At 71.5% G+C, this 26,195-nt stretch carries 19 protein-coding genes and 1 pseudogene; 10 read left to right on the top strand and 10 right to left on the bottom strand.

The genetic code is table 11. The features are described 5' to 3' along the window. Window positions 1–20: 20 nt before the first annotated feature. Window positions 21–965 carry a TetR/AcrR family transcriptional regulator gene (locus tag ACZ7MX_RS21290; RefSeq protein ID WP_472134265.1) on the bottom strand — a complete coding sequence of 315 codons (945 nt, stop codon included), beginning with the start codon at window positions 963–965 and terminating at the stop codon, window positions 21–23. Between the two features lie 244 nt (window positions 966–1,209). Here ACZ7MX_RS21290 and ACZ7MX_RS21285 point away from each other — a divergent pair, with 244 nt between their 5' ends. Beyond that, window positions 1,210–2,814, top strand: a complete 1,605-nt coding sequence (locus ACZ7MX_RS21285; RefSeq protein WP_472134263.1) for an MFS transporter — start codon at window positions 1,210–1,212, stop codon at window positions 2,812–2,814. Here the strand turns inward: ACZ7MX_RS21285 and ACZ7MX_RS21280 are convergent. Together ACZ7MX_RS21280 and ACZ7MX_RS21275 are read right to left on the bottom strand one after the other, a co-directional pair. Next, entirely contained in the window at window positions 2,807–3,430 is a 624-nt protein-coding gene (locus ACZ7MX_RS21280; RefSeq protein WP_310724630.1) for a mycothiol-dependent nitroreductase Rv2466c family protein, read from the bottom strand. The two genes, ACZ7MX_RS21285 and ACZ7MX_RS21280, sit on opposite strands and share 8 nt — an antisense overlap. 119 nt (window positions 3,431–3,549) lie before the next feature. Then, complete coding sequence (locus ACZ7MX_RS21275; protein WP_030806174.1) at window positions 3,550–3,981, bottom strand: MarR family winged helix-turn-helix transcriptional regulator; 432 nt, start codon at window positions 3,979–3,981, stop codon at window positions 3,550–3,552. Between the two features lie 87 nt (window positions 3,982–4,068). Here ACZ7MX_RS21275 and ACZ7MX_RS21270 point away from each other — a divergent pair, with 87 nt between their 5' ends. The 6 genes and pseudogenes from ACZ7MX_RS21270 to ACZ7MX_RS21245 all read left to right on the top strand — a co-directional run bounded on the left by ACZ7MX_RS21270 (window position 4,069) and on the right by ACZ7MX_RS21245 (window position 12,992). Beyond that, window positions 4,069–5,091: an NADP-dependent oxidoreductase gene (locus ACZ7MX_RS21270; protein ID WP_472134261.1), complete on the top strand. Its 1,023-nt coding sequence runs from the start codon at window positions 4,069–4,071 to the stop codon at window positions 5,089–5,091. A gap of 129 nt (window positions 5,092–5,220) precedes the next feature. Then, window positions 5,221–5,649, top strand: a complete 429-nt coding sequence (locus tag ACZ7MX_RS21265; protein ID WP_030806167.1) for an organic hydroperoxide resistance protein — start codon at window positions 5,221–5,223, stop codon at window positions 5,647–5,649. A gap of 499 nt (window positions 5,650–6,148) precedes the next feature. Beyond that, the gene (locus ACZ7MX_RS21260; RefSeq protein ID WP_472134260.1) at window positions 6,149–7,150 is read left to right on the top strand and encodes a LacI family DNA-binding transcriptional regulator; all 1,002 of its coding nucleotides are present in this window, start codon (window positions 6,149–6,151) and stop codon (window positions 7,148–7,150) included. 246 nt (window positions 7,151–7,396) lie between these two features. Next, on the top strand, window positions 7,397–9,547 hold the full coding sequence (locus ACZ7MX_RS21255) for a sugar ABC transporter ATP-binding protein (protein WP_472134258.1): 2,151 nt from the start codon (window positions 7,397–7,399) through the stop codon (window positions 9,545–9,547). Between the two features lie 269 nt (window positions 9,548–9,816). Next, window positions 9,817–11,714, top strand: a pseudogene (locus tag ACZ7MX_RS21250) (ABC transporter permease/substrate-binding protein). 339 nt (window positions 11,715–12,053) lie between these two features. After that, complete coding sequence (locus tag ACZ7MX_RS21245; RefSeq protein ID WP_472134256.1) at window positions 12,054–12,992, top strand: ribokinase; 939 nt, start codon at window positions 12,054–12,056, stop codon at window positions 12,990–12,992. Between the two features lie 263 nt (window positions 12,993–13,255). On the opposite strand, the gene ACZ7MX_RS21240 is transcribed toward ACZ7MX_RS21245, so the two are convergent. The 3 genes from ACZ7MX_RS21240 to ACZ7MX_RS21230 form a co-directional block, all read right to left on the bottom strand. Further along, on the bottom strand, window positions 13,256–14,653 hold the full coding sequence (locus ACZ7MX_RS21240; protein ID WP_472134254.1) for a nitrilase-related carbon-nitrogen hydrolase: 1,398 nt from the start codon (window positions 14,651–14,653) through the stop codon (window positions 13,256–13,258). 112 nt (window positions 14,654–14,765) lie between these two features. Beyond that, window positions 14,766–16,028 carry a pyroglutamyl peptidase gene (locus tag ACZ7MX_RS21235; protein WP_472134548.1) on the bottom strand — a complete coding sequence of 421 codons (1,263 nt, stop codon included), beginning with the start codon at window positions 16,026–16,028 and terminating at the stop codon, window positions 14,766–14,768. Window positions 16,029–16,744: 716 nt separating this feature from the next. Then, window positions 16,745–16,879 (bottom strand): hypothetical protein, encoded by a 135-nt coding sequence (locus tag ACZ7MX_RS21230; RefSeq protein ID WP_472134252.1) that lies wholly within the window; start codon window positions 16,877–16,879, stop codon window positions 16,745–16,747. A gap of 18 nt (window positions 16,880–16,897) precedes the next feature. Here ACZ7MX_RS21230 and ACZ7MX_RS21225 point away from each other — a divergent pair, with 18 nt between their 5' ends. Next, a complete protein-coding gene (locus ACZ7MX_RS21225; protein ID WP_472134250.1) occupies window positions 16,898–17,467 on the top strand; it encodes an LppU/SCO3897 family protein in 570 nt (189 codons plus the stop codon). A 35-nt stretch (window positions 17,468–17,502) separates the two neighbouring features. Here the strand turns inward: ACZ7MX_RS21225 and ACZ7MX_RS21220 are convergent, their stop codons facing one another. Then, window positions 17,503–18,261: a TetR/AcrR family transcriptional regulator gene (locus tag ACZ7MX_RS21220; protein ID WP_472134248.1), complete on the bottom strand. Its 759-nt coding sequence runs from the start codon at window positions 18,259–18,261 to the stop codon at window positions 17,503–17,505. Window positions 18,262–18,529: 268 nt separating this feature from the next. Between ACZ7MX_RS21220 and ACZ7MX_RS21215 the strand changes: the two genes are divergently transcribed. Further along, on the top strand, window positions 18,530–21,499 hold the full coding sequence (locus tag ACZ7MX_RS21215) for a beta-glucosidase (RefSeq protein ID WP_472134246.1): 2,970 nt from the start codon (window positions 18,530–18,532) through the stop codon (window positions 21,497–21,499). A gap of 601 nt (window positions 21,500–22,100) precedes the next feature. Here the strand turns inward: ACZ7MX_RS21215 and ACZ7MX_RS21210 are convergent. The 3 genes from ACZ7MX_RS21210 to ACZ7MX_RS21200 form a co-directional block, all read right to left on the bottom strand. Further along, the gene (locus tag ACZ7MX_RS21210) at window positions 22,101–22,799 is read right to left on the bottom strand and encodes a DUF4097 family beta strand repeat-containing protein (RefSeq protein ID WP_472134244.1); all 699 of its coding nucleotides are present in this window, start codon (window positions 22,797–22,799) and stop codon (window positions 22,101–22,103) included. Window positions 22,800–23,021: 222 nt separating this feature from the next. Next, the gene (locus ACZ7MX_RS21205; protein WP_472134243.1) at window positions 23,022–24,083 is read right to left on the bottom strand and encodes an aldose epimerase family protein; all 1,062 of its coding nucleotides are present in this window, start codon (window positions 24,081–24,083) and stop codon (window positions 23,022–23,024) included. A gap of 352 nt (window positions 24,084–24,435) precedes the next feature. Next, window positions 24,436–25,356 carry an SGNH/GDSL hydrolase family protein gene (locus tag ACZ7MX_RS21200; RefSeq protein WP_472134241.1) on the bottom strand — a complete coding sequence of 307 codons (921 nt, stop codon included), beginning with the start codon at window positions 25,354–25,356 and terminating at the stop codon, window positions 24,436–24,438. Between the two features lie 323 nt (window positions 25,357–25,679). Between ACZ7MX_RS21200 and ACZ7MX_RS21195 the strand changes: the two genes are divergently transcribed. Beyond that, on the top strand, window positions 25,680–26,174 hold the full coding sequence (locus ACZ7MX_RS21195; protein WP_030414591.1) for a DUF3145 domain-containing protein: 495 nt from the start codon (window positions 25,680–25,682) through the stop codon (window positions 26,172–26,174). Window positions 26,175–26,195: the final 21 nt, after the last annotated feature.

Below are 26,195 nucleotides of genomic sequence, written 5' to 3'. Positions count from 1 at the left end.
CGTTGCCCCGGCAGACGCCCCTACCCGGCTCCGCCTTCGACCAGTACCGCCATGCCGTCCAGGAGACGCGCCAGACCGAACTCGAACAGCGTCTCGTGGTTGAAGGAATCCTCCGGGGCGCCGGAGACCGCCGCGTACATGGGGTACGCACCGGACTGGAAAATGCCCTCGAACTCCGGCTCCAGCGCGGCCATCCACTGGTCCTGGTCCATCCCGGTCTCCTGCTCGGCCTCCAGGTCCTCCTCGAAACCGGCGGCGGTGGACATCACGAAACCGACCAGCGTCACGGCCATGTGGAGCTGCGTCACCGGGGTCATCCCCTCGACCCGCCCCACGGTCCACTCGATCAGCGCCATCGCCCGCGGCATCGGCTGCGGGCGGCTGATCGACAGGTACTTCGCCAGCCACGGGTGCCGGCGGTAGAGCGCCCACTGCAGCCGCGCCCCGGCCTCCATCCGTTCGCGCCAGCCGTCCGGTGCCGGATCGGGCAGTTCCACCTCCGCGAACACGGCGTCCGCCATCAGCAGCTCCAGCTCGTCCTTGCCGGCCACATGGCGGTAGAGCGCCATCGACGACACCCCGAACTCGGCGGCGACCCGGCGCATCGACAGCGCGCGCAGCCCCTCGGCGTCGGCGACCTTGATCCCGGCCCGGACGATCCGCTCCCGGCTCAGCCCGCTGTCCGCGTCCCGCGGCCGCCGCTCCCGCGGGGCCGGACCGGGCGCCGTCCGGGGCTGCGGCTGCGGCTCGGCCACGACCGTCCCCACGCCCGGCACCGCCCGTACGGCCCCCTCCTGACGCAGCGTCGTCAGCACCTTCGTGGCGGTGGCCATCGCCACCCCCCATTCCTGGGTGATCCGCCGGGTCGACGGCACCCGGTCGCCCGGCGCCAGCTCGCCGGCGTCGATGCGGCGCCGGATCTCCGCGACGATCCGGCGGTAGGGCGGTGCGCTGGGCTGCGCCACAGGGCGGCCTCCTCCGTATTGGTGCCGTATCAGCTCGGTGCCGTATCGGCGCCTCTCCCTGCCGTACTAGTGCACCAGAGCCTCTCCACTGGCGCCGACCCTAGCAGCGCGGTGCATCCCCAGCCCGCCACCTGCGGCTCTTCGACCGCGTGCACTAGGCAGGTGCACTAGTGTGATGCACCTCCAATTCCCTTGCTATCCCTGATGTTTGCACCGTAAGCCGTGCGTGCTTACTGTGTCACTCATGTCGTTTACCTCGTACACATCCCCTGCCCCTGCCCCTGCCCCCGAGCCGCGGGCCGGCCGCCGGGAGTGGATCGCCCTCGCCGTCCTCCTGCTGCCCTGCCTCCTGGTCTCCATGGACGTCTCGGTGCTCTACTTCGCCGTGCCGTTCCTGACCGCGCAGCTGGAACCGAGCAGCATCCAGCAACTGTGGATCCTGGACGTCTACGGATTCGTCCTGGCCGGCCTGCTCATCACCATGGGCGCGCTGGGCGACCGCATCGGGCGCCGCCGGCTGCTGCTGTTCGGCGCCCTGCTCTTCGCCCTCGCCTCCGGGGTCGCCGCCTACGCCCGCAGCGCCGAAATGCTCATCGCCGCCCGGGCGTTGCTCGGTGTCGGTGGCGCGACCCTGATGCCGTCCACCCTGGCGCTGATCCGCAACCTCTTCCACGACGCCAAGCAGCGCGGCAAGGCCATCGCCATCTGGTCGGCCGCGACCATGGGCGGGATCGCCGTCGGACCGGTGCTCAGCGGGCTGCTGCTGGAGCACTTCTGGTGGGGCTCGGTGTTCCTGATCAACACCCCGGCGATGGTGCTGCTGCTGGTCTCCGGGCCGCTGTTGCTCCCGGAGTTCAAAAACCCGACGACCGGCCGCTTCGACCTGCCCGGCTCGCTGCTCTCCCTGCTCGCCATGCTGCCGATCGTCTACGGCATCAAGGAGATGGCCCGCAACGGCGTGTCCGTCCTGCCCGTCCTCGCCCTCGTCGTCGGCCTGCTGGCCGCCGCGGGCTTCGTGCACCGCCAGCGCACCGCCCGCCACCCCATGCTCGACCTCGAACTCTTCCGGCACCGCGGGTTCAGCGTCTCGGTGCTGATGAACCTGCTGGCGATGTTCGCGATCGTCGGCTGCGCGGTCTTCTTCACCCAGTACCTGCAGACCGTACGGGGCATGAGCCCACTGGAGGCCGCGCTGTGGAACCTGCTGCCGACCCTCGCCGTGGGCGGCATGGCCGCGGTGGCCACGGCGCTCGGCCAGCGGATGGACCGGGCGCACGTCATCGCCCTCGGCTTCGTCCTCGCGGCCGGCGGCTTCGTCTGGCTCTCCTTCGTGGAGCCGGGCTCGGCACTCTGGTACGTCCTGGTCGCCTCGTCGGTCTACGCCTCCGGCCTGGTGATGGTGGCGTCGCTCGGCAACGAACTGGCCCTCGGCGCGGCGCCGCCGGAGCGCGCGGGCTCCGCCTCGGCCGTGCTGGAGTCCGGCACCGAACTGGGCGGCGCGCTGGGCATGGCGCTCCTGGGCAGCATCGGCAGCGCCGTCTACCGCGGCCACATGGACGACGCCCTGCCGGCCGGCCTCCCGCAGGGCGCGGCCGACGCCGCACGCGAGACGCTGGCCGGCGCCGCCGCGGTGGCCGCACACCTCCCGGCGCAGGCCGGCCGGGCGGTGCTGACCGCGTCCCGCGCGGCCTTCACCGACGGTCTGCAGACGGCCGTGCTGAGCGCCGCGGGCGTGATGCTCTGCGCCGCCGTACTGGCCGTGGCGCTGCTGCGGGGCGTACGTCCCGCGCCGGCGGAAGCTCCGGCGGACACGGCCCCTGCCCCGGCCCCCTCGGGAACGGTCAGCTGAAGTCGAACTCGCCGGTGCGGGTCCGCTTGAGCTCGAAGAACTTGTCGTAACCGGCGAGGAGGCGGGCGCCGTCGAAGACCCGCACCGCGTCCTCGCCGCGCGGGATCGCCATCAGCACCGGCCCGAAGAAGGCGACCCCGTCGATGTGGATCGTGGGCGTCCCGACGTCCTCGCCGACCGGGTCCATGCCCTCGTGGTGGCTCTTGCGCAGCGCATCGTCGTACGCGTCGCTCTCGGCCGCACGGGCCAGCCCGGCCGGCAGCCCGACCTCGGCGAGCGCTTCCTCGATGACGGCCGCGGTGTCCTCGCGGCCGTTGTTGTGGATACGGGTGCCCAGCGCGGTGTAGAGGTCGCGCAGCACGCCCTCGCCGTGCTCCTGGGCCGCCGCGATGCACACCCGCACCGGGCCCCACCCGGAGTCCAGCAGCTCGCGGTACTTCTCGGGGAGGTCCGTGCGGCCCTCGTTGAGCACGGACAGGCTCATCACGCGGAACCGCAGGTCCAGCTCGCGGTGCTGCTCGACCTCCAGGATCCAGCGGGAGGAGATCCAGGCGAACGGGCAGATGGGGTCGAAGTAGAAGTCGACGGAGTGGCGGGAGGCGCTGGGCTGTGTCATACCGCGACCCTAAGCCGCCACCGGCCCGCCCGCCCGGTCCACCTGGCCACGGTGATCGTGGGCCAATTGCCGCGTCTCCTGCGCGTCTCCTCCGCGTCTCCTCCCGCCTCCTCCGGCGTCTACTCCGCGGTGCCGCCCAGCATCCGCTGCAGCAGCTCCTTCAACAGCGTGCGCTCGGCGATCGTGAGCTTGCCGAGCGGCTCGCGGGCGAAGTGCAGCGACGTCCGCAGGGCCTCGGCGGTCCGCGCGCCCTCGTCCGTCGCGGCGGCGAGCTTGACGCGGCGGTCGTCCGGGTCGGGCCGGCGCTCGACCAGGCCGCGGGACTCCAGGCGGTCCACGATGCCGGTGACGTTGGACGGCTCGCACTTCAGGCAGTTGGCGATCTTGCGCATGGGCTGCGGCCCGACCGCGAGCAGGCTGAGGACCCGGGCCTGCGTGCCGGTGAGGGAGTGCTCGGCCGCGGCGTGCTCGTACTCCTCGTGGTAACGGGCGACGACGGTGCCGATGAGATCGACGACCTCGACGGTCAAGGAGTCTGGACGCGGTGTCATGCGGACCAGGATAGCCGATTACTTGACATCATGAAATATCGAGTCCATGGTTGTTTCAGCACCTGAAGCATTAGGAGGATGGCTCTCATGTCCGCACTGCCCACGACCAGCCGCGAATGGCACCTCGTCGCCCGCCCGCACGGCTGGCCCACCCCGGAGGACTTCGCGCTGCGCGAGGCCGCGGTGCCCGAGCTCGCCGAGGGCCAGGTCCTCGTCCGCAACCAGCACTTCTCCGTCGACCCGTACATGCGCGGCCGGATGAACGACGTGAAGTCCTACGTCCCGCCCTTCCAGCTCGACGAGCCGATGGACGGCGGCGCGGTCGGTGAGGTCATCGCCTCCCGCGCCGACTCCCTCGCCGTCGGCGACCACGTCCTGCACGGCCTCGGCTGGCGCGAGTACGCCGTCGTGGACGCCAAGCGGACCGCCAAGGTGGACCCGTCGCTGGCCCCGCTCACCGCCTACCTCGGCGTCCTGGGCATGCCGGGCCTGACCGCCTACGCGGGCCTGCTGGAGGTCGCGTCCTTCAAGGAGGGCGACGCCGTCTTCGTGTCCGGCGCGGCCGGTGCGGTGGGTAGCGAGGTCGGCCAGATCGCCAAGCTCAAGGGCGCCTCCCGGGTCATCGGCTCGGCCGGCTCCGACGAGAAGGTCAAGCTCCTGGTCGAGGAGTACGGCTTCGACGCCGCCTTCAACTACAAGAACGGCAACGTCACCCAGCAGCTGAAGGAGGCCGCGCCCGACGGCATCGACGTCTACTTCGACAACGTCGGCGGCGACCACCTCGAAGCGGCCATCAGCGCTCTCAACGTCCATGGCCGGGCGGCCATCTGCGGCATGATCTCGATGTACAACGCCACCGAGTCGAGCCCCGCGCCGCGCAACCTCGCCATGGTCATCGGCAAGCGGCTGCGCCTCCAGGGCCTGCTGGTCAGCGACCACTCCGCGCTGCAGCCGCAGTTCGTCGAGGAGGTCTCCGCCTGGATCCGCTCCGGCGAGCTGAAGTACAGCGAGACCAAGGTCGCCGGCATCGAGCGCGGCGTGGACGCCTTCCTGGGCCTGCTCCGCGGTGAGAACACCGGCAAGATGATCGTGAGCCTGACGGAAGCCTGAGCGATCACCGGCGGCGGCCGCCGGACGGCGAGCCCTCCTCGCCGTGCCCTTGCGCGGGCCCGTTAGGCTCGGCGGCAAGCCGTCGCGATCCGTGGGCGCGAGTCGCGGCGAACCACAGGAGGATTTCCTATGTCCATCCAGACCGTCGACGTCGTCTACACCGCCGTCGCCACCGCTGAGAACGGCCGTGACGGCCGCGTCGCCAGCGACGACGGCAAGCTCGACGTGGTCGTCAACCCGCCCAAGGAGCAGGGCGGCAGCGGCGCCGGCACCAACCCCGAGCAGCTGTTCGCGGCCGGTTACAGCGCCTGCTTCCAGGGCGCGCTCAGCGTCGTCGCCCGCCGGGAGAATGCCGATGTCTCCGGCTCCCGGGTGACCGCCAAGGTCGGCATCGGCAAGACCCCGGACGGCGCCTTCGGCCTCACGGTCGAGATCGTCGCCTCCATCCCCACGGTCGACGCCGCCACCGCCAAGGACCTCGTGGAAAAGGCACACCAGGTGTGCCCGTACTCCCACGCCACCCGCGGTAACATCGACGTCAAGCTGACGGTCGCCTGACCATCGTCTGACGGTCGTCTGGCGGTCGTCCGACCGACCGCCGCGGCGAGTCTCCTGCAGAGGCGTCTTCCGCAACGGCATCTCCCGTGACGGCATCTCCCGTCACGGAGCCTGCCGTACCGGCATTTCCCGACGGCGATTCCCGTAACGGCGTCTCCGTCCACGTGCCAGGGGCCGCATCCCGGACCGACCCGGGGTGCGGCCCCTTTCATCTGCGGAGCCTGCCTGTCGAGTTGCGTATGCCGAGCCTGGACGCCGAGCCCGTATGCCGACCTTGGGCGCCGAGCCCGTATGCCACGCCGCGTCACGCCCCCTCGCATGACCTCATAGGCCCGCCGCGCACCCCCCATGTGGCGCAGGCCACACGTACCGAACCTTGACGCCCCCGCCATGTAATCGATTTCGTAGCCCTCACGACACCTCGTGAAAACGATTACACGCCGATGGCGAGAGTCTCCCCACCCGAACGGAACAGAACAGAACGGAACGGCAACGGCGCATGGCGAACATCAAGGACGTGGCAGAGCGGGCAGGGGTCTCCGTGGCCACGGTCTCCCGGGTCCTCAACGGGCACAGCCCGGTCGCCGAGACCCGCGACCGGGTGCTCGCCGCCGTAAGCGAACTGGGCTACCGCCCCAACAACGTCGCCCGCGCCCTGCGCACCGCCCGGACCGGCGCGCTCGGCCTGATCATCAGCGATCTGACCAACCCGTTCTTCACCGAGCTGGCCGACGCCGTCGAGGACGCGGCCCGCAGCCTCGGCTACAGCCTGGTCATCGGCAACGCCGGCGAACGCCCCGAGCAGCAGGACGACTACATCCGCACCCTGCTCGACCGCCGGATCGACGGGCTGCTGGTCAGCTCGGCCGGTACCGGTTCGGCGATGCTCCGCGAGGTCGTCGCCTCCGGTACCCCGCTGGTCCTGCTGGACCGCAGCGTCCCCGGCATCGACGCCCCCTGCGTACGCGCCGACGGCCGCGCCGCCCTCACCGAACTCGCCGGCCATCTCGCCGCGCTCGGCCGCCGCCGCCCCGCGATCATCGTCGCCCCGGCCGGCACCCCCACCGGCGACGAGCGCCTCGCCCTGTTCCGTACGGCGCTGGCCGACCACGGCATCCCGCTGCCCGACGAACGGGTCGGCGCCACCCCCGACCTCCAGCCCACCGGCGGCCGCCAGATGATGCGCGGCTTCCTCGACCTCCCCGAGCCACCGGACGCGGTCCTGGCCACCGACAACCTGATGGCGCTCGGCGCGCTGGACGAACTCCGCGCCCGCGGACTGCGGGTCCCCGACGACATGGCGCTGGTGGTCTACGACGACGTGCCCTGGTTCGCCCACACCGATCCGCCACTGACCGCCATCGCCCAACCCACCCGCGACCTGGGCCGGGCCGCCGTCCGCACCCTGCTCGCCCGGATCGAGGGCCGGCCCGCCGAATCGGTACTGCTCCCGGCCCGGCTCGTGTCCCGCCGCTCCTGCGGCGAACCGCCGGTCGGCTGACGGGTGGGCGGCACGTATGCCTCCGACCCGCGGACGGCACGTACGCCTGCCCCCGTGGACGGTACGTACGCCTGCCCCCGTGGACGGTACGTACGCCTCCGACCGGCGGCATCCCGCCTCGATCGACTCCGGTCCCCGTGCTTCGCAACAGCCAGACCAGAGAGCAGCCAACGCCAGCAGCCAGTAGCCGGCAACCAGCAACCAGCAGCCATCAGCGAAGTCGCACGAGGACGAGAGGGGCAGCGCATGACCGGCGTCAACGATGACGTTCCGGACGGCATACCGGATGGCGTGCCGGACGGCATACCGGCCGATGTGCGGGGCGGTGCACCGGATCGCGTATCGGCCGAGGTGCCGGACGACGCACCGGCCGACGTTCCGGACGGTCGCGAACTGCTGCGTGTGGAGGGGGTGACCAAGTCCTTCCCGGGAGTGCGCGCGCTGGACGGCGTGGACCTGAGCCTGCGCGGCGGCGAGGTGCACGTCCTCCTCGGGGAGAACGGCGCGGGCAAGAGCACGCTCATCAAGATGCTCTCCGGCGCCCACCGCCCCGACCAGGGCCGCATCCTCGCCGCCCCCGGTACGGAACGGCCCGACGCGGGGCCCATCACCAGGCCCACCAGGCCCCGGACCAGGCCCGGCACCAGGTCCACCACCAGGCCCGGCACCCGGCCCGACGCCCCGCCCGGCGGCCTGCGCGAGGTGCACATCCGCTCGGCCCAGGACGCCGAGCGGCTCGGCATCGCCACCATCCACCAGGAGTTCACCCTCGTCCCCGGCCTGACCGTCGCCGAGAACCTCTTCCTCGGCCGCCAGCCGCGTACCCGCCTCGGCCTCATCGACAAGAAGACGATGCGGGCCCGCGCCACCGAACTGCTGCGGCGCGTACGCCTGGACGTCTCCCCGGACACCCCGGTCGCCGAACTGGGCATCGCCCGCCTCCAGATGGTCGAGATCGCCAAGGCACTCAGCGTCGACGCCCGGGTGCTGATCATGGATGAGCCGACCGCGGTGCTCACCTCCGAGGAGGTGCAGACCCTCTTCGGGATCGTCCGCGAACTGCGCGCCGCCGGTGTCGGGATCCTCTTCATCACCCACCACCTGGAGGAGATCGGCGCGCTCGGCGACCGCGTCACGGTGCTGCGCGACGGCCGCTCGGTCGCCCAGGTGCCGGCCTCGACCGGCGAGGACGAACTGATCCGCCTCATGGTGGGCCGGGACATCGCCGAGCAGTACCCGCGGCAGCGCCCCGACCGGCCCGGCCCGCCGCTGTTGCGGGTCCGCGGCCTGACCCGCCACAGCAGTGGGACCGGACCGGTGTTCCAGGACGTCGACTTCGAGGTGCGGGCCGGTGAGGTCGTGGGCCTGGCCGGACTGGTCGGCGCCGGCCGTACCGAGGTGGCCCGGGCCGTCTTCGGGGTGGACCCGTACGACGCCGGCACGGTCGAGATCGACGGCGAGCGGTTGGCCCGCGGCGACGTCCGCGCCGCGATGCGCGCCGGGCTCGGCCTCGTACCGGAGGACCGCAAGGGCCAGGGCCTGGTCCTGGACGCGTCCCTCCAGGACAACCTCACCCTGGCCCGGCTCACCCGCGACACCCGCGGCGGGCTGGTGGACCGCGGCGCCCAGCGACGCCGAGCGGCCACCGTGGCCGAGCAGTTGAAGGTCCGGATGAGTGGCCTGGCGCAGCCCGCCCGGACGCTCTCCGGCGGCAACCAGCAGAAGATCGTCATCGGCAAATGGCTGCTCGCGGACACCCGGCTGCTGATCCTCGACGAGCCCACGCGGGGTATCGACGTCGGCGCCAAGGTCGAGATCTACCAGCTCATCAACGAGCTGACCGCGTCCGGCCGGGCGGTCCTGATGATCTCCAGCGACCTGCCGGAGGTGCTCGGCATGAGCGACCGGGTGCTGGTGATGTCCCAGGGCCGGCTGGCCGGTGAACTCACCGCCGAAGAAGCCACCCAGGACGCCGTAATGGAACTGGCCCTCCACACGGCCCACGACACCGACCGCACCAGAAGCCACGACACCTACCGCGACCGGGACCGCGGCACCGATCGCGGCAGGGCCCACGGCACGGACGGAGGCAGGGCGTCCGACACCGACAGCGGGAGGGCGTCCGACACCGACCGCGCCCAGGGCGCCGACCGACGCAGGGCGCCTGACACCGGCCCCGTCACGGCCCCCGACACCGACCCTGGCACGACCGATGACACCGATCGCGGCAGGGCCCACGGCACGGACGGAGGCAGGGCGTCCGACACCGACAGCGGGAGGGCGTCCGACACCGACCGCGCCCAGGGCGCCGACCGACGCAGGGCGCCTGACACCGACCCCGTCACGGCCCCCGACCCCGGCACGACCCACGACACCGACCGCGGTAAGGGCGCCTGACACCGACCCTGGCACGACCGATGACACCGACCGCGGCAGGGCGCCTGACACCGACCACCGCACGGCCCCCGACACCGGCCACCACAACCACCCCGACAAGAGCGCGACGGAGGGCTCTGATGTCCGCTGAGTTGAAGACAGGAGCCGCCGCTGAGGCGGTGGGACGGGCACCGGACCGGCACCCGGGCGGCCGCCGGCCCGCGGAGTGGTTCTCCCGGGCGGTCCTCAAAAACGGCCCGCTCGGCGGCCTGGCCGCCCTGGTCGTGGTGATGGCCGCGCTCTCCAAGGACTTCCTCAACGGCCAGAACCTCCTCAACGTCGGCGTCCAGGCATCCGTCACCGCGATCCTCGCCTTCGGCGTCACCTTCGTGATCGTCTCGGCCGGCATCGACCTGTCCGTCGGATCGGTCGCCGCGCTCGCCGCCACCGTCGTCGCCTGGGCCGCCACCGGCCAGGGCCTGCCCGTCTGGATCGCCGTACTGCTCGGCCTCGCGGTCGGCGCGGGATCCGGACTGCTCTCCGGCGCACTGGTCGCCTACGGCAAACTGCCCGCCTTCATCGCGACGTTGGCGATGCTGTCCGTGGGCCGCGGTCTGGCCCTGGTCATCTCCGGCGGCTCGCCGATCCCCTTCCCCACCTCGGTCAGCAGGCTCGGTGACACCCTCGGTGGCTGGCTGCCGGTACCGGTGCTCGTCATGATCGGCATGGGGCTGGTCGCCGCGCTGATCCTGGCCCGTACATACGCCGGCCGCGCGATGTTCGCGATCGGCGGCAACGAGGAGGCGGCCCGCCTCTCCGGCATCCACGTCAAGCGCCGCAAGCTCGTCATCTACGCGCTGTCCGGACTGTTCGCGGCGGTCGCCGGCATCGTGCTCGCGGCCCGCCTCACCTCCGCCCAGCCCCAGGCGGCCACCGGCTACGAACTGGACGCGATCGCAGCCGTGGTGATCGGCGGGGCCAGCCTCTCCGGCGGCTCCGGCAAGGCATCCGGCACCCTCATCGGCGCGCTGATCCTGGCCGTGCTGCGCAACGGCCTCAATCTGCTGAGCGTTTCGGCCTTCTGGCAGCAGGTGGCCACCGGCCTGGTCATCGCCCTCGCGGTCCTCCTGGACACGCTGCGCCGCCGGAGCACGCGATGAGGCCGGGGGCATGGGCGCGGACGGCCGCGAAGGGTGCCCGCGGGGAGGGCCGTCGGGACGCCCGGAGGGGTGCTCGTAGGGAGACTCACGGGCGTGCCCATAGTGGGAGGACGCTCGCGACGGCGACGGCGATGGCGGCGACCCTCACGGCGGCCCTCGCGCTCACCGGCTGCGACCGCGGCGGCAACACCGACCTCGGTCTCGCGCTGTCCACGATGAACAACCCGTTCTTCGTCGGCATCAAGAAGGGCGCACAGGCCGAGGCCGACGCCCGCGGGCTGCACATCAACATCACCGATGCCCAGAACGACCCCACCCAGCAGATCAACCAGATGGAGACGTTCACCAGCCAGAACGTCAAGGCCGCCATCATCAATCCGGTCGACTCGGACGCCGCCGTCCCGGCCGTCGGTGTCGCCAACCGGGCGAAGGTGCCGGTCATCTCCCTCGACCGCGGCGTCAACGGAGGCACGGTCGGCTCGACCATCGCCTCCGACAACGTCGCCGGCGGCCGGCTCGCCGCGAAGACGCTGGCCGAATCGCTCGGTGGCAAGGGCAAGGTGGCCTTCCTCGAAGGGCAGCCCGGCACCTCCGCCGCCCGCGAACGCGGCCGCGGCTTCGAGGAGGGCCTGAGGAAGTACCCCGGCATCCAGGTCGTCGCCCGCCAGCCCGCCGACTTCGACCGCACCAAGGGCATGGACGTGATGACCAACATGCTCCAGGCCCACCGCGACCTCGCCGGTGTCTTCGCCGCCAACGACGAGATGGCGCTCGGCGCCGCCAAGGCACTGGGCGGCCGGTCGGGCAAGGACGTCAAGGTGGTGGCGTTCGACGGCACACCCGAAGGCATCACGGCCGTCCGCAACGGCACCCTGACCGCCACCATCGCCCAGCAGCCGGAACTCCTCGGCAAACAGGCCGTGGACTGGGCCCTGAAGGCCGCCCACGGTGAGAAGCTGCCGCAGTCGGTCAAGGTCCCGGTGGTACTGGTGACCCGTAAGAACGCGGCCACGTTCGACGGCGGATGAGGCCCAACCCACCCCCAGTCCCGAACAGACCCGCCACGGTGACCGGACCCACTCCCCACACAGGACAGCAACGACAGGCACTACAGCAACAGCACGCGCGACAACGACAACACACACGCGAGAGCAACCCACGGAAAACCACACGCCACAACCACACACGTGTCAGCAAAAGCCTCGACAGCAACATCGTCGACTGCGCCAACCTGACAGCAACACCTCAACTGCAACAACACGACTGCAACCACACGACCAACGCACCACACACGAGAACAGAAAGAGAGCGGCGCATGGACAGCCACCGGCAGGACCGGGCGACGCTCGGAAACGGGAGAACGGCGCATGTATGACGTCCTGGTGGTCGGCTCGGCCAACGCGGATCTGACGGTACGGGTCGAGCGGCGACCCGGCGCGGGGGAGACCGTGCTCGGCACGGACCTGGTCGAATCGGCCGGCGGCAAGGGCGCCAACCAGGCGGCCGCCGCGGCCCGGATCGGCGGGCGCACCGCGCTGCTGGCCCGGGTCGGCGGCGACGCCTACGGTGAACTGCTGCTGCACGCCCAGCGCGAGGCGGGCACCGATGTCACGCCCGTCATCGTCGACGAGACGGCCCGCACCGGCACCGCGATGATCATCGTCGATCCGGACGGCGACAACAGCATCGTCGTCTCCCCAGGCGCCAACGCCGCCCTCACCCCGCAGGACGTGGCCGCGGCGAAGCACACCATCGCCGCCTCCGCGGTGGTCTCCCTCCAGCTGGAGATCCCCATGGAGTCCGTACGGGCCGCCGCAGCCACCGCCGAACAGGCCGGTACCCGCGTCGTCCTCAACCCCTCCCCGGCACCCGAGACGGCCCTTACCCCGGAACTCCTCGCGGTGGCCGACCCGTTGGTGGTCAACGAGCACGAGGCCCGCCAGCTCTCCGGCCGCGCCGACGGCACCCCCGTCGAGTGGGCTCGGGCACTGCACGACCAGGGTGCCCGCTCCGTCGTCGTCACCCTCGGCGGCGACGGCGCACTGGTCCTGGACGCCGCCGGAGCCACCGAGGTGCCCGGCGTACGCGTCAAGGCCGTGGACACCACCGGCGCCGGCGACGCCTTCACCGGTGCCCTGGCCACCCGACTGGCCCGCGGCGACACCCTCCCGGAGGCCGCCCGCTTCGCCGTACGGGTCGGAGCCGCAGCGGTCACCAAGCCGGGCGCCCAGCCGTCCTATCCCACCCGCGCCGAACTGGAAGCCATGGTCCCGGAAACCGCCCAGGACACGGGTGACGGCAGCTAAGGCGCGTGCCGGCCTGAGGCGGCCACCGTCCCGGCTGGGCCGGCGTGCGGCCACCGCCCCGGGCCGTGGCGACCTGAGGTCACCGTCCCCGGCCTTGCCGGGGACGGCCCCGGCCCCCTACCTCATGGGGCGGCAGGACCGGGCGACCGACTGACACCTGCCCTCTTCTACCTCTCCTAGCTACCCCTCCCTCACTAACCCTCCCTTGCTACCTGTCCTTTGCTACCGCTCCTTTTGCTACGAATCCCTGGTCACCAGCCCTTTCACCCTTCCTCCCTCAACTCCTTCGGCCCGTACAGCGCACGGTCCGCGCCGGTCGCCACTGCCCAGTAGCGGTCGCCGTAGGACCAGTGCCACCACTCCGTCGGATAGTTGACCAGCCCGGCGGCGTTGAGCGCGGCGCTCACTATGCGACGGTGCTCGCGCGCCGCGGGGGACAGGCCCGGCGCGGCCGTGTAACAGGCACCGTCGCTCTCCTCCGGGGAGGCGTTGATCGGTGTCCCCATGTCGACCTCTTCGCCGTCGGCGGTGACGAGCGTGAGGTCCACCGCACCCCCCGCACTGTGCGGGGCTATCTCCGGCGGGGACACATACCGGCTGGCGGCCTCATGGACCCGCGCCCCGTCCCAGTCCGGGTGCGCGGCGCGCAGTTCGTCCGCGTACTCCTCGAAATAGCGTCGCTGGAGGCCCGGCGGGCGGTACCCCTCGACGAACTGCAGCCGCAGCCCGTCCGGCAACGTCTGCTGCGCTTCCAGCAGCCGCCGCAGTACCCCCTCCCGCAGATGCGCGAACGCACCCTGCTCGTCGCCCCGGTCCGCGGCCACCAGCAGGCCGGGCGCCGCGGTCCGTACGTCCACCAGCGGCTCACCGCACTCCTCGACCGGTATCGCCGCCACCGCCGGGTCCGACATCAGCGTGATCCGGTCACGGGCGTCGCTCAGCACCAGCTCCGCACCGTCGCCCGGCACCGGCGCGGTCCACTCGGCGGCCGCCGCCACCCGCTCACCCGACGGCAGCCAGACCCCGCTCAGCCCGCAGGCCGGCCCGGGACTGCCGACCTCCATCCCGTTGGCGAGCACGACCAGGAGTCCGTGCTCGCGGGCCATCTCGCCGTACCGCGCCACACGCTCCGCCGAATCGTGGAAGGCGCTGGAGAGATACACCCGGCAGCCGTCCGCCGCGGCCCGCGCCGGCACCTCGGGGAAACTGTTGTCGAAGCACGTCGCCAGCGCGAACCGGATCCCGCCGAGGAAGAAACGCCCCGCAACGCTGCCCCGCGCGAAGACCTTGCTCTCGTCCTCGGACACATGGACCTTGTCGTAGCGGGTCAGCAGAGCACCGTCCGGCCCATAGACGAACGAGGAGATCGTCGGCCGGCCACCGGGCTCCACGGCCCGGCCCGCAGCGTTCACCACCGCCGCCACCCCGCTCGCCCGGCAGGCGTCCCGGACCGGCGTCAGCCGGGCATCGTCGGGAGCGACCGTCAGCCGGTCCGGATCAGCCGCTATGAGCCGCAGGTCGTAGTGCGTCAGGGCGAGTTCGGAAAAGACCACCAGGCCGGCGCCACGGCTGGCGGCCTCCCCGATGAGCGCGGCCATCCGCGCGGCGTTGGCCTCGATATCCCCTGGCACGGGGGCGAACTGTGCGGCTGCGGTGATCATTCCCCCATGATGCCCGCCGTGACCCCGACGCGTGCGGGCCTGTGGATAACTCTTCGCAGGCCCGCACGCGCCGGCTGTTCGCCCCCCCCGCCCCCCTCGTCCCCTCCTTTCGCTACGAGGTACCGGCCTGCGCGCCGCCCGCCGAGTCGGCCGCAATCGTCACGATCTCCCGCACCTGCCGGGTGATCGCCATCCGGTTCTGCACCAGGACCGGGTCGGTGACCTGCCCGTTCGTCGGATCCGTGTTGTCGGGCCCGAACTCCAGGACGGGGGTGTGCAGATGCCCGCCCGGCAGCGTCGGACGCCCGACCGCATCCCGCAGCAGTGTCGCCCGATAAGCGATCTCATTGGACAGATAGTCCCCACCGCCCCCGGCCCGGGCGGTCGATCCCGGAGTCGGCCCGTCCGGCCGCTCGACCGGCGCCGTGCCGCCCGCCGGGATCTCCGTCACGGCGGTGTGATCGACCACTGGGTACGGCCCGGTACCGGCCGCCACGATCCGCGCGTACGGCAGGCTTGTGGTCGTCCACTGCGGCTGCGGCGTCACGGTCGGTACCCCGGGAGGAATCGGCACGGTCTCCGTACGCGACTCCCGCACATTGTCCGGATAGCCGCCCCGCCACGCCCCATTGGTCCGCTCCACGTCGAACCGCCCGGGCCGCCCCTGGCTGATCGTCGTGAACAGGTCCACCTGCCGCGGCCCGCGCCGGAAATACGGTGCCAGGGTGCGTTCCACCGTCCCCCGCGCGAAATCGGCCCACCGTACGGGGAAGACCGCGGCCTCGATCCGGGCCGGCTCACCCGACGCGGTCCGAATCGTCGTCCCGTCCAGCGCGAGCGCCGCCGCTCCCGACGGATTGCTCCGCCGCGGATCGGCATCCAGCTGGAACGGGTCGAACCCGGTCACCACGATCCGCAGCAGGCGCTTGCCCGCAGGCAGCACGATCGAGTCCTGGCCACGTGAACCGCGCTCCAACGCACCGAGCAGCGCCTCCCGTTGAGCGGCCGACAGGTCAAAGCCCGGCCGCCACTGCCGCAACTCCTTCGACATCCCCAACCGCGCCCAATACAGCGGACGGTCGTCGTCCCGACTGAGATCGCCGCCCGCGGGCCCACGCCCCTGTGCCCGGTCCACGGCACGCCGCCACAACGCCCGCCCCTCCGTCTCCACATACCGTCTGGCCTGCGGGTACGTGCTCATCTGCGCCAGCCCACGGGCGAACTCTCCTGGCCATACGGCAAACCCACTGCGCCGCAGGATCTCCTGAGGGGCGGCCTGCGTCAGTCGGCCCTCCTCCACGGTGAGGTCCGTCGTCGTAGCCGTATTGGCGGCGGTTATGGGTCTCGCGGAGGCCCTGGGCGCTCGGGAGGTTATGGAAGCTGCGGTGGGGGTGGCGACGGCAGTGGTGGCAGCGGTGGCGGTGGTGGCGGTCGTTGTGGTCGCCGGGGTCGCTGCGACCGATGGGCTGGGAAGGGACAACGGAACGGCGGCCAACAGCGCGGCACCGAGCGTGCGCAGCCCAGCAGTTGAGCGCCCGGGGTTCGCCATGGGTGAGGGGTTGAAGAGCGATCTCATGGGGTGAGTAAAGCGGGGGAGCGGGACGCGAGGGTAGAGGGCGGGTGCAAGGCCCTGCGCGGCCACGGATAGGGTTTCCCGTCCGGTTCCGGTTCCGGTACCCGCCCGGTTTCGGCCCGGTTCCCGCCCGGGTTCGGCCCGCTCCCGCGCGGCAAGCGCTCGTCGGGGCACTGTTTTCGACTCGCTTGCGGGCCCTGACCGGGCTCGATGCCGTACATGACAGGGCATGTACGTGCTTGTGCTCCACACAACTCAGGGGGATCTCTGTGGCCACCCCGCCACCACCGCACGGCCCGCACCCGTACGCTCCGCCGCCGAGCCAGACCGGCTCGAACCCGTACGGCCCGAACCCGTACGGCCCACCGCCGGGTTACCCGGCATCGACGCCCGCCCCGGCCCCGATCCCGGCCGCCCAGGCACCGCACGCGTACGCGCACCCTCAGCAACCCCCGGCGCCCCAGCAGCACCCGCAGTACCCGTCTCACCAGTACCCACCCCAGCACTCACCCCAGCACTCACCCCAGTACCCGCCCCACCAGCACTCGGATCCGTACGCCCAGCCGTATGGTGTGGCCGCCGCCCCCGCCCCCGCCCCCGGTTGCGTGTTCTGCGGTGCGCAGCCGGCCGTCCAGGCCACCGTGCGAGGCCATCAGGGCATCCTCTACGTCATGCGGTTCCTCAGTCGCAGCGGCATGTTCTGCCGTTCGTGCGGACTGGCCACCTACCGGGAGATGTCGGCGAAAACCCTGTGGCAGGGGTGGTGGAGCCCGCTCTCCGTGGCCATCACACCGCTCACTCTCCTGATGAATCTCGGCCCCCGGGCCCGCTTCCGCAAACTGGCACCTCCGATGGGGGGCTTCCGGCCCGCGCTCGATCCGGGCAAGCCGCTCACCCGCCGCCCCGAGGCGATGCTGTTTCTGGTGCCGATGGTGCTGCTCGCACTGCTGCTGCCGGTGCTGTTCGTCATCGGCCTGCTCGCAGACGACCCGTACGACAGCTCGTCCACTACGGGAGGGGAGAAGGCACAGACCCTCATCGTCGGCGACTGCGTACACAATGACGGCAATTGGCACGACCAGGACCTGCGGACACTGGACTGCGGATCGGCCGATGCACAGTTCAAGGTGACCCGCACCCTCGACTCCTCGGGGGACCAGTGCGCCGACGGGGACTACCTGGCCGACACCAAGTACAGCTCGGACGGGATGACGAGCTCCTGCCTCACCCCCCTCCGGTAGACGTCCGGCGGCCCTCCCGTCCGCCGACCCGCCCGTCACGTCCTCCGCCGGGTACTTTCTCCCTCGCTCGTGCCGTCGCCCCGGTCGTCGCCCGTTCCGTGGCCCGTGCCGTCACTCGTCCCCTCGCCCGTCCCGTCGCCCGTGTCGTCACTCGTCCCCTCGCCCTCCCCACCCCGGAGCAACGCCACAAAGTCCCGGAACGCCGCCGGCATATCGACGTTCTCCGGGTCCAGCAGCCACTGCAGTTGGAGCCCGTCCATCACCGCGACCAGCAGCGGAGCCGCGCGCTCCGGCGTCAGGCCGCCGGGCAGCCGGTCCCCGAACTCGGCCCGCAGCGCCGCCGCCATCGCCGCGCGTACGGTCCCGAACCGGGACTCGAAGAAGGCGCGGGCCGGGTGGTCCTCGGTGACGCTGTCGGCGGACAGGACGGTGTAGGTCTGGACGATGCCGGGGCGGGTGGCGTTGTAGTCGACGAGCTGGGCGAGCGTGTCGGTGCGCCAGGTGCCGGACGCGGCGGCGGACGACGCCAGATCCCAACGGTCGCGCGCCTCCAGCACACCGACCAGCAGCAGTTCCTTGGTGGGGAAGTGGTGCAGGAGCCCTTGCTGGGTCAGCCCGGCGCGCTCGGCGACGGCGGCCAGCGAGGTGCGGCGGTAACCCCGCTCGGCGATGAGTTCCATGGCGGCCTCCAGGATGGCCTCGCGCCGCTCCGCGCGCTGGGCCTCCCGTCCGCCACCGCCCCGCCGCGGTCCCGTCCGACCGTCGCGGGAGGCGCCCTGATCTCGTGCAGTCACCGGCCGAGCGTAACCCCGGAGTGGAGAACTCGTACGGGCGAGGTAACGGACAGGTCACAATGCCTACCGTTCGGGAGGTTGACGGATCAGAATCCGGCCAGGGGACGCCACATGACGTCCCGGGCGGGGCAGTAGATCGCACAGGTCCCACAGGTCCCACAGGCCCCAACAGCCCGACAACCCCAGCAGCCCAACCGCCCCGCCAGCCCCTACAGGCCCGCCAGCCCCAACAGGTCGAACAGGATCAACAGCGAGACCGGAGAGCTGTATGACCGACGCCCAGTCAGACCGCCCGTCCCGCGACAACCGCCCGTCCCGCGACGCCACCCCCGTCCATGCCTCCACTCATGCGGATTCACACACCGAGATGCACGCCGACGACCACACGGAGGCATACGGCGGGATGCATGCCAGCGACCACACGGAGTCATACGGCGAGGCGCGCTGCGGCGACCACACGGAGGCATACGGCGAGACGCACCCCGGCGAGCACGAGAATGCACTCGCAGCCGAACACGCCGCGGCCGTCGAACGCGCGCTCACCGCGCTCGACCTCGACACCAAGGTCCGGCTGCTGTCCGGTCAGGACATGTGGACCCTGCCGGCCGTCCCCGAGATCGGCTTGCGGTCGCTGGTGATGTCGGACGGCCCGATCGGCGTACGCGGCCAGCAATGGAGCGCCGAAGACCCCTCGGTCGCCCTGCCCAGCCCCACCGCCCTGGCCGCGACCTGGGACCCCGAACTCGCCCGCCGCGCCGGGCACCTTCTCGCCCAGGAGGCCCGTCGCAAGGGAGTGCACGTCCTTCTGGCGCCGACCGTCAATCTGCACCGCTCCCCCTTGGGCGGCCGGCACTTCGAGTGCTACTCGGAAGACCCGCTTCTCACCGGCGCGATCGGCACCGGATACGTACGGGGGGTGCAGGAGGGCGGCGTCGCCACCACGGTCAAGCACTTCGTCGGCAACGACGCCGAGACCGACCGGCTCACCGTCGACAACCGCATCGCTCCCCGCCCGCTCCGCGAGCTGTACCTCGCGCCGTTCGAGCACATCGTCACCCACGCCCGCCCCTGGGGCATCATGACCGCGTACAACCAGGTCAACGGCTCGACGATGACCGAACACCGCTACCTCGTCCAGGACGTCCTGCGCGGCGAATGGGGCTTCGACGGCTGCAACGTCTCCGACTGGACGGCCGCCCGTGACACCGTCCGGGCGCTGCGCGGCGGCCTGGACGTAGCGATGCCCGGCCCGCGCACCGTCTACGGCGCACCGCTCGCCGAAGCCGTCCGAGCCGGCGAGGTGGCCGAGAACGAGGTGGACGACGCGGTCCGCCGCGTACTCCTGCTCGCCGCTCGTACGGGATGCCTCGCGGGCGTACCAGCCGCCGTCGCCCCGGCCGACGTCCCCCAGTATGTCGACGGCCCCGCGATGGCCCGCGAAATCGCCCGACGCGCGTTCGTCCTGCTCCGCAACGAGCCGATCGCCGGTGAACCACTGGCCGACGCGCCGGTAGCGGACAAACCAGCGACCCAAGCGCCGGCAACCGAGACGTCGGCGACCCAGACGTCGCTCACCCATGCGTCGGTAGCGGATGAGGCGATGACCGCCCCACCAGTGGGCGCCGCCCGCCGAGTACTGCCCCTCGACCCAACGACGATCCGCTCCCTCGCCGTCATCGGAGCCACCGCGCGCGACGCCCGCGTCCTCGGCGGCGGATCCGCGACCGTCTTCCCCGACCGGATCGTCACCCCGCTGGACGGGCTACGCGCGGCCCTGCCCGACGACGTCGAGGTCACCTTCGCCGTCGGTGCCGACCCGCGCACCCGGATCCCCCACGCCCGTGCAGGGTTCACCCTGCACGCCCGTTACCTCGACGCGAACGGCAACCTCCTGGCCGAAACTCCGCAGTTCGACGGGAAAGTGCAGGTGATGGGCCGCTTCCCCGACGGCGTCACCCGGCACAACCTCAGCGCCGTCGAACTGACCGGCACCTACACCCCCCACCTCGGCGGCGCCCACACCTTCGCCGTCGCCGGCACCGGCGCCCTCCGGCTGACCGTGGGTGGCATGGTCCTCTTCGACGACACCGTTGTACCCGAGGGCAGCGACCCCTTCGAGGCGTTCATGAAACCCGCCGAGCAGCAGGTGACGGCGGAACTGGCAGCGGGGGAGCGGGTCGACGTCACCCTGCGGTTCGTACCGCGCAGCCTCGGGCTGGGGGAGGGGCTGGACGCGCTGAACTTCACTCTCGGCCACAACGCGCCGCAGCTCGACGCGGACGCCGAGATCGAGGAAGCGGTCCGCGCCGCGGCCGCCGCCGATGTCGCGGTCGTGGTCGTCGCCACGACCGAAGAGGTCGAGTCGGAGGGCTTCGACCGACGCGATCTACGGCTTCCCGGCCGCCAGGACGAGCTGGTCACCCGCGTCGCCGCGGTCAACCCGCGCACCGTCGTCGTGGTCAACTCCGGTTCCCCGGTGGAACTGCCCTGGCGCGAGCAGGTAGCCGCCGTCCTGCTGAGCTGGTTCCCGGGACAGGAGGCAGGCACAGCACTCGTCGATGTCCTCCTCGGGACCCACGAGCCCGGCGGTCGACTCCCCACCACCTGGCCGGCCCGCCTCGACGATGCCCCGGTCACCACCGTCACCCCCACCAACGGCCAACTCACCTACTCCGAAGGCCCATTCATCGGCTACCGCGCCTGGCAGCGCTCCGCGTCCCTCCCCACCCCCGCCTACCCCTTCGGCCACGGCCTCGGCTACACCGACTGGGAGTACGAGTCCCTGGACACCACCCCCGACTCGGTACGCGTACGCCTGCGCAACACCGGCCCCCGCCCCGGCCGCGAAACCGTCCAGATCTACCTGGCCCCCACCCCCACCACCCCGAACGGCGCTGAGCCCACTCCGACCGCAACCGCCGACGCCACCCCGCCCACCCTTCACGGCATCGAGCTCGCACCGTACACCGCCACGTCCGGCACTGGCCCCGCCCCGATGGCGACCGCCGACGCCACCCAGGAGGCACCCGAACGACCGGCCCGCTGGTTGGTCGGCTTCGCCGTCGTCGAGGCCGGTCCCGGTGAGTGCACCGAGGCCGAAATCCCGCTCCCGGACCGTGCCTTCGAGATCTGGGACGAGGAGGCAGACGACTGGCGCCGCATCAAGGGCGTCTACACCGTCGAGGCGGCCCACAGCCTCACCGACTGCCGCCTCACAGCGGAGGTCACCGCCGCTTGACAGCCGAGAAGCACCGCGCCCTGGCAGCCCAGGTCACCGCCACCAGCCCAGGTCACGGCCACCTGACAGCCAGGGCCGCCGGTCACCGCCGCCTGGCTCAAGCCCCGGGCCTGGGCCCCGCCCCCGCCCCCCACCTCCTCCTCCCACGGTGTTCCTTTGCCAGCCCACGCGACATGCAGCGCGTCCACATCGCGGCACCCTGCCTACAGCGCGTCTACATCGAGGCACCCCGGATGCAGCGCATGCATATCGCAGCCCCCTGGCTACAGCGCATCCATATCGCGGCACCCTGGCTACAGCGCGGCCACAACACGGCACCCCGGCGCGCTGCACCCACTCGCCCTGCCGGTGCAGCACCGCGCACGCCCGCTCGAGCCCACCTCCCTGCCAGGAATCCGCATCAGCCCTGGGTCGGTATCAGCCCGGACCGCATCGACACCAAGAGGTGGAGCCGACAGGCCGCGACAGGTGCCCACCAGCGAAACAGGTGCCCACCAGCGTCGACAGGTGCCCGCAGGCGACGACAGATGACAACAGGTGACGACAGATGGCGACGACCAGTGGGCGATGAGAAGACCGCGACCGCGATCGCGACCGGTCCTTAAGAGGTCTGCACCGACACATCGCCTCCGCTCGTGTGGGCCGTCACCTTGTGCGGGGAGTGCGGGTCCGTCGGTACGGAGACCTTGCTGGTGCCGCCGGAGGTTGTGGCCTTGACCGCGTAACTTCCCTTCGGGAGGCGGACGGTGACGTTGCCTCCGCTGGTGCGGGCCGAGATGTCGTCTGGCATCGTGGTCAGCGTCAGGTCCACGTCTCCGCCGCTGGTTCTGGCCTGGGCTCTGCGGGCCGTGGAGTCCGCGATGGTGACGTCACCGCCGCTGGTCTCCGCGTCGATGGCGCCCGAGGTGCCGCGGATGGTGACGTCTCCGCCGCTGGTGTGCAGACTGACGGAGGCATCGCGCGGCAACAGCACCCGGAAGTCCACCTCGCACTTGCGGCCCATGCCGCAGTCCTCGGCCTTCAGGGTCAGCCGGCCGTCCTTGACGCTGTGTGCGGGAGTTGGCTTGCGGTCGTTGTAGCGGTACTTCTCCGTGACCTTCACCGAGCCGCCGGCCGCGACCGGGACCACCTCGATGTCCCCGCCATGGGTCGTCGCCGAGAGAGCAGTGATCTTTCCGTCCACGGTGTACGTGCGCTTCGCCTCTTTGGTCGGGCCGAAATCGGAGAGCGAGCAGCCGGCCACCAGCGCGGTCAACGCCGCACAGGACAGGACGATATGAGGAGCGCGGAGGCGGGCCATGGTGATACGTCTCCCGAGACGAAGGGAAGGGGACCGAAGCGGTTCCGGCCGGGTGGGCCGGACACTGATCATCTTCGGGTATCGCGAATCGGGAATCGTCACCGCAGGGTATGACCTTTGGCATCACCGCACGGTATGAGAAGCCCCTAGGGGATGGCCCCCAGGACCCCTAAGGGCTGCCCCCTGGGCTGCTCTCTGGGGAGGCCCGCAACAGCCCCCGGCTCACGCCGCGCCCTCCTCCCGTGGGCGTACCGAGAAGCGGTACACGGTCTCCGAGTGGTAGACCTCGCCGGGGCGCAGGACGGTGCTGGGGTAGTCCGGGCGGTGGGGAGAGTCCGGGAAGTGTTGGGTCTCGAGGGCGAGGCCGGCCGCCGGTCCGTAGGGCAGGCCGGAGAAGCCGGTCAGGGAGCCGTCGAGATGGTCGGCGGTGTAGAGCTGCAGACCGGGTTGCGTCGTGGCCAGCTCCAGGGCGCGGCCGGAGGCCGGGTCGTACAGCTCCGCGACCGGACGCGGGGTGGTGGTCACGCCGCCGTCCAGCACGAAGTTGTGGTCGTACGGGCCACCCACCGCGCGGGCGGTCCGGAAGTCGAAGCGGGTGCCGGCGACCTCGGCCGGAGCGCCGGGCAGCGGAATGCCGGTGTCGTCGACGGGCGTGTAGCGGCTCGAGGCGAGCCGCAGCTCGTGCCCGGTGGCGCTGCCGCTGCCGTCCCCGCCCAGGTGGAGGTAGGTGTGGTTGGTGAGGTTCACGACGGTGGGGGCGTCGGTGTGCGCGTCGTAGGAGAGGTGCAGGGCGCCGCCGTGCGGGCCGGGGGAGAGGGTGTAGGCCACCCGCACGTCCAGGTTGCCGGGGAAGCCCTCCTCGCCGTCGGGGCTGACCCGGCGGAGCTCCACTCCGTTCTCGATCTGCCGGGCGTCCCACACCACGCGGGAGAAGTTGCGCGGCCCGCCGTGCAAGCTGTTGCGCCCGTCGTTCGCCGTCAGCGGGTACGTCCTGCCGTCGAGGGGGAAGGCAGCCCCGGCGATCCTGTTGGCGTAGCGGCCGACCAGCGCGCCGAAGTGGGAGCCGCCGTGGGCCACGTAGGAGGCCAGGTCGCGGAAGCCGAGCGCCAGCTGGCCGGACCTGCCGTCCCGGTCCGGGGCCTCGACGGTCTGGACGATGCCGCCGTACGTCAGGATCCGCACCCGTAGTGCGCCCGGTCCGGTGCCCGCCTCCAGGGTCCAGCGGTCGACGCCGGTTCCGTCGTCCAGCGTGCCGAAGGGTTCCCTGCTGACCTGCGTCTTCATGGGCATGAGCCTATGCCTGGCCGGAAGTGGATGCCTGGGTGGAGGCGTTCTGCCGCGCGCCCACGGGACACGTGTTGCCCACGTGCGCACCGTCCGCACCACGTGCAGACCATCCGCCCCACGCCGCAGACAGTCCGAACACACCATCCGCCCCCGCCGCACACCGCCGGCCCAACACGCCGAACCCCACCGCCCAATGGGACGGGCCCGCCGGACGGGCCTGCCGGACAAGCCTGCCGAACGGGCCCGCCGCACGAGCCTGCCGAACAGGCACGCTAGGCCGCCCCGCTGGACCGACCGACCCGCTGGCCCCACCGCCCCGCTGGACCCGCCGCCCCGCTGACCAGCCCCGCTACCCCTGCCTGCGCGTGATGGTCCGGAACGCCAGCTCCGCCAGTTCCTTCTGGCCGCCGGCTCCCGGGTGGAACCAGTCCCAGGTGCTCAACTGGCGGCCGGTGAAGCGGTAGTCGAAGACGGCGGGGTCGAAGCGGCACAGCGGGTCCTTGCCGCAGACCTTGGCCAGCACCGAGTTGTAGGCCATGACCCGCTCCCGCACCTTCTCCCGCCGGTCCTGGGCCGGCTTCGTCAGGTCGTCCGGGTGCTGCAGCATCGAGCCGCAGATGCCGAGCTTCCAGACTTCCTTGCCGAGCGGGTTCTTGCGCCCCTCGGACCACAGCCGCAACAGGTCGGGCACCGACGCGACATAGACCTGTGTGTGCGGCAGAGAGCGCCGCAGCGCCTTAAGGGAGCGCGTGAAGTCGGCGCGGAAGGAGGCGGTGGGGGTCATCGCCCCGACGTTGGGGCGGCAGGCGTCGTTGGCTCCGATCAGGACCGTGACCAGTTCGGGCTTCCGTACGGCCGCGGCGGCTACCTGGCCGGGCAGGTCGTTCATCAGGGCACCGGCCCGGGCGAAGTTCCAGCTGTGGGTGGCGGGACGTTTCAGCAGGCGACTGGCGAGGCTGTCGACCTTGGGGTCGGTGCCGGTGGACCAGGAGACCTCGGGGCACTCGGAAAGGATGGTGCAGGCGTTGAAGCCGACGGTGATCGAGTCGCCGAGCGCCGCGATCGAGCCGGGGTGGGTGCGCCAGGCGGGCGCCTGTTTCGCCTGGCGGCCGGTCGACGGGCTGGAGTGGGGACGTGCACCGTCGCCGGCACTACAGGAAGCGAGGGCGAGCAACAGGGTGGAGACCGCGGAGACGGCGGTGACGGTGCGTGTGCGACGTGCGCGACGACTGTGGCGACGGAGGCGAAAGGGCCGATCGATCTGGGTCATCCCCTGTCCCCTCCGGCGTGCGAGTGATATCTCTTCGGGTACCGACGGTACGTCACCCCCTCGTCCGGCACCGCGCGGTAGCTTTGCCCCGTGCCTGCCGGGCGGTGACCCAAAGTGGCACGTGCGGTCGGCACAGACAAATTACATCACGTCATTTCCTGTCCCTTTTGCGGCAAATTCCGCCTAATGGTGTTTACTGTAGGTCACCTCGCAGGCTGGTGCCGAAGTGATCACTGGGGCAGAATGACAACTGTCCCGGCCGCAACCGGAACGGGCACGAGGCCGCTGGGGAAGGCGAACCTCGAACCGCACTGGAGGTCCCGGTGACGACACGTGGAGTTCTGTACGTCCACTCCGCTCCGCGCGCGCTGTGCCCGCACGTCGAATGGGCCGTGGCGGGCGTCCTCGGAGTGCGCGTCAACCTCGACTGGATCCGGCAGCCGGCGTCGCCGGGCACGTGGAGAGCGGAGTTCTCCTGGCAGGGCGAGGCCGGTACGGCCTCCAAGCTCGCCTCCGCGCTGCGCGGCTGGCACCTGCTGCGCTTCGAGGTGACCGCGGAACCCTGCGCCACCGCTGAGGGGGAGCGCTACAGCTCCACCCCCGACCTGGGCATCTTCCACGCCGTCACGGGCATCCACGGCGACATCCTGATCCCCGAGGACCGGCTGCGCGCCGCCGTCGCCCGCTCCGCGCGCGGCGAGACCGAGCTGGCCGCCGAGGTCGCCAAGCTCCTCGGCAAGCCCTGGGACGACGAACTGGAGCCCTTCCGGTACGCCGGTGAGGGCGCCCCGGTGCGCTGGCTCCACCAGGTCGTATGAGCGGCGAGGCACCCGTGCGCT

This window comes from Streptomyces sp. NPDC107765, assembly GCF_055657085.1.
The sequence above is the reverse complement of the archived record's forward strand: the minus strand, read 5'-3'. Positions and strand labels throughout refer to the sequence as shown.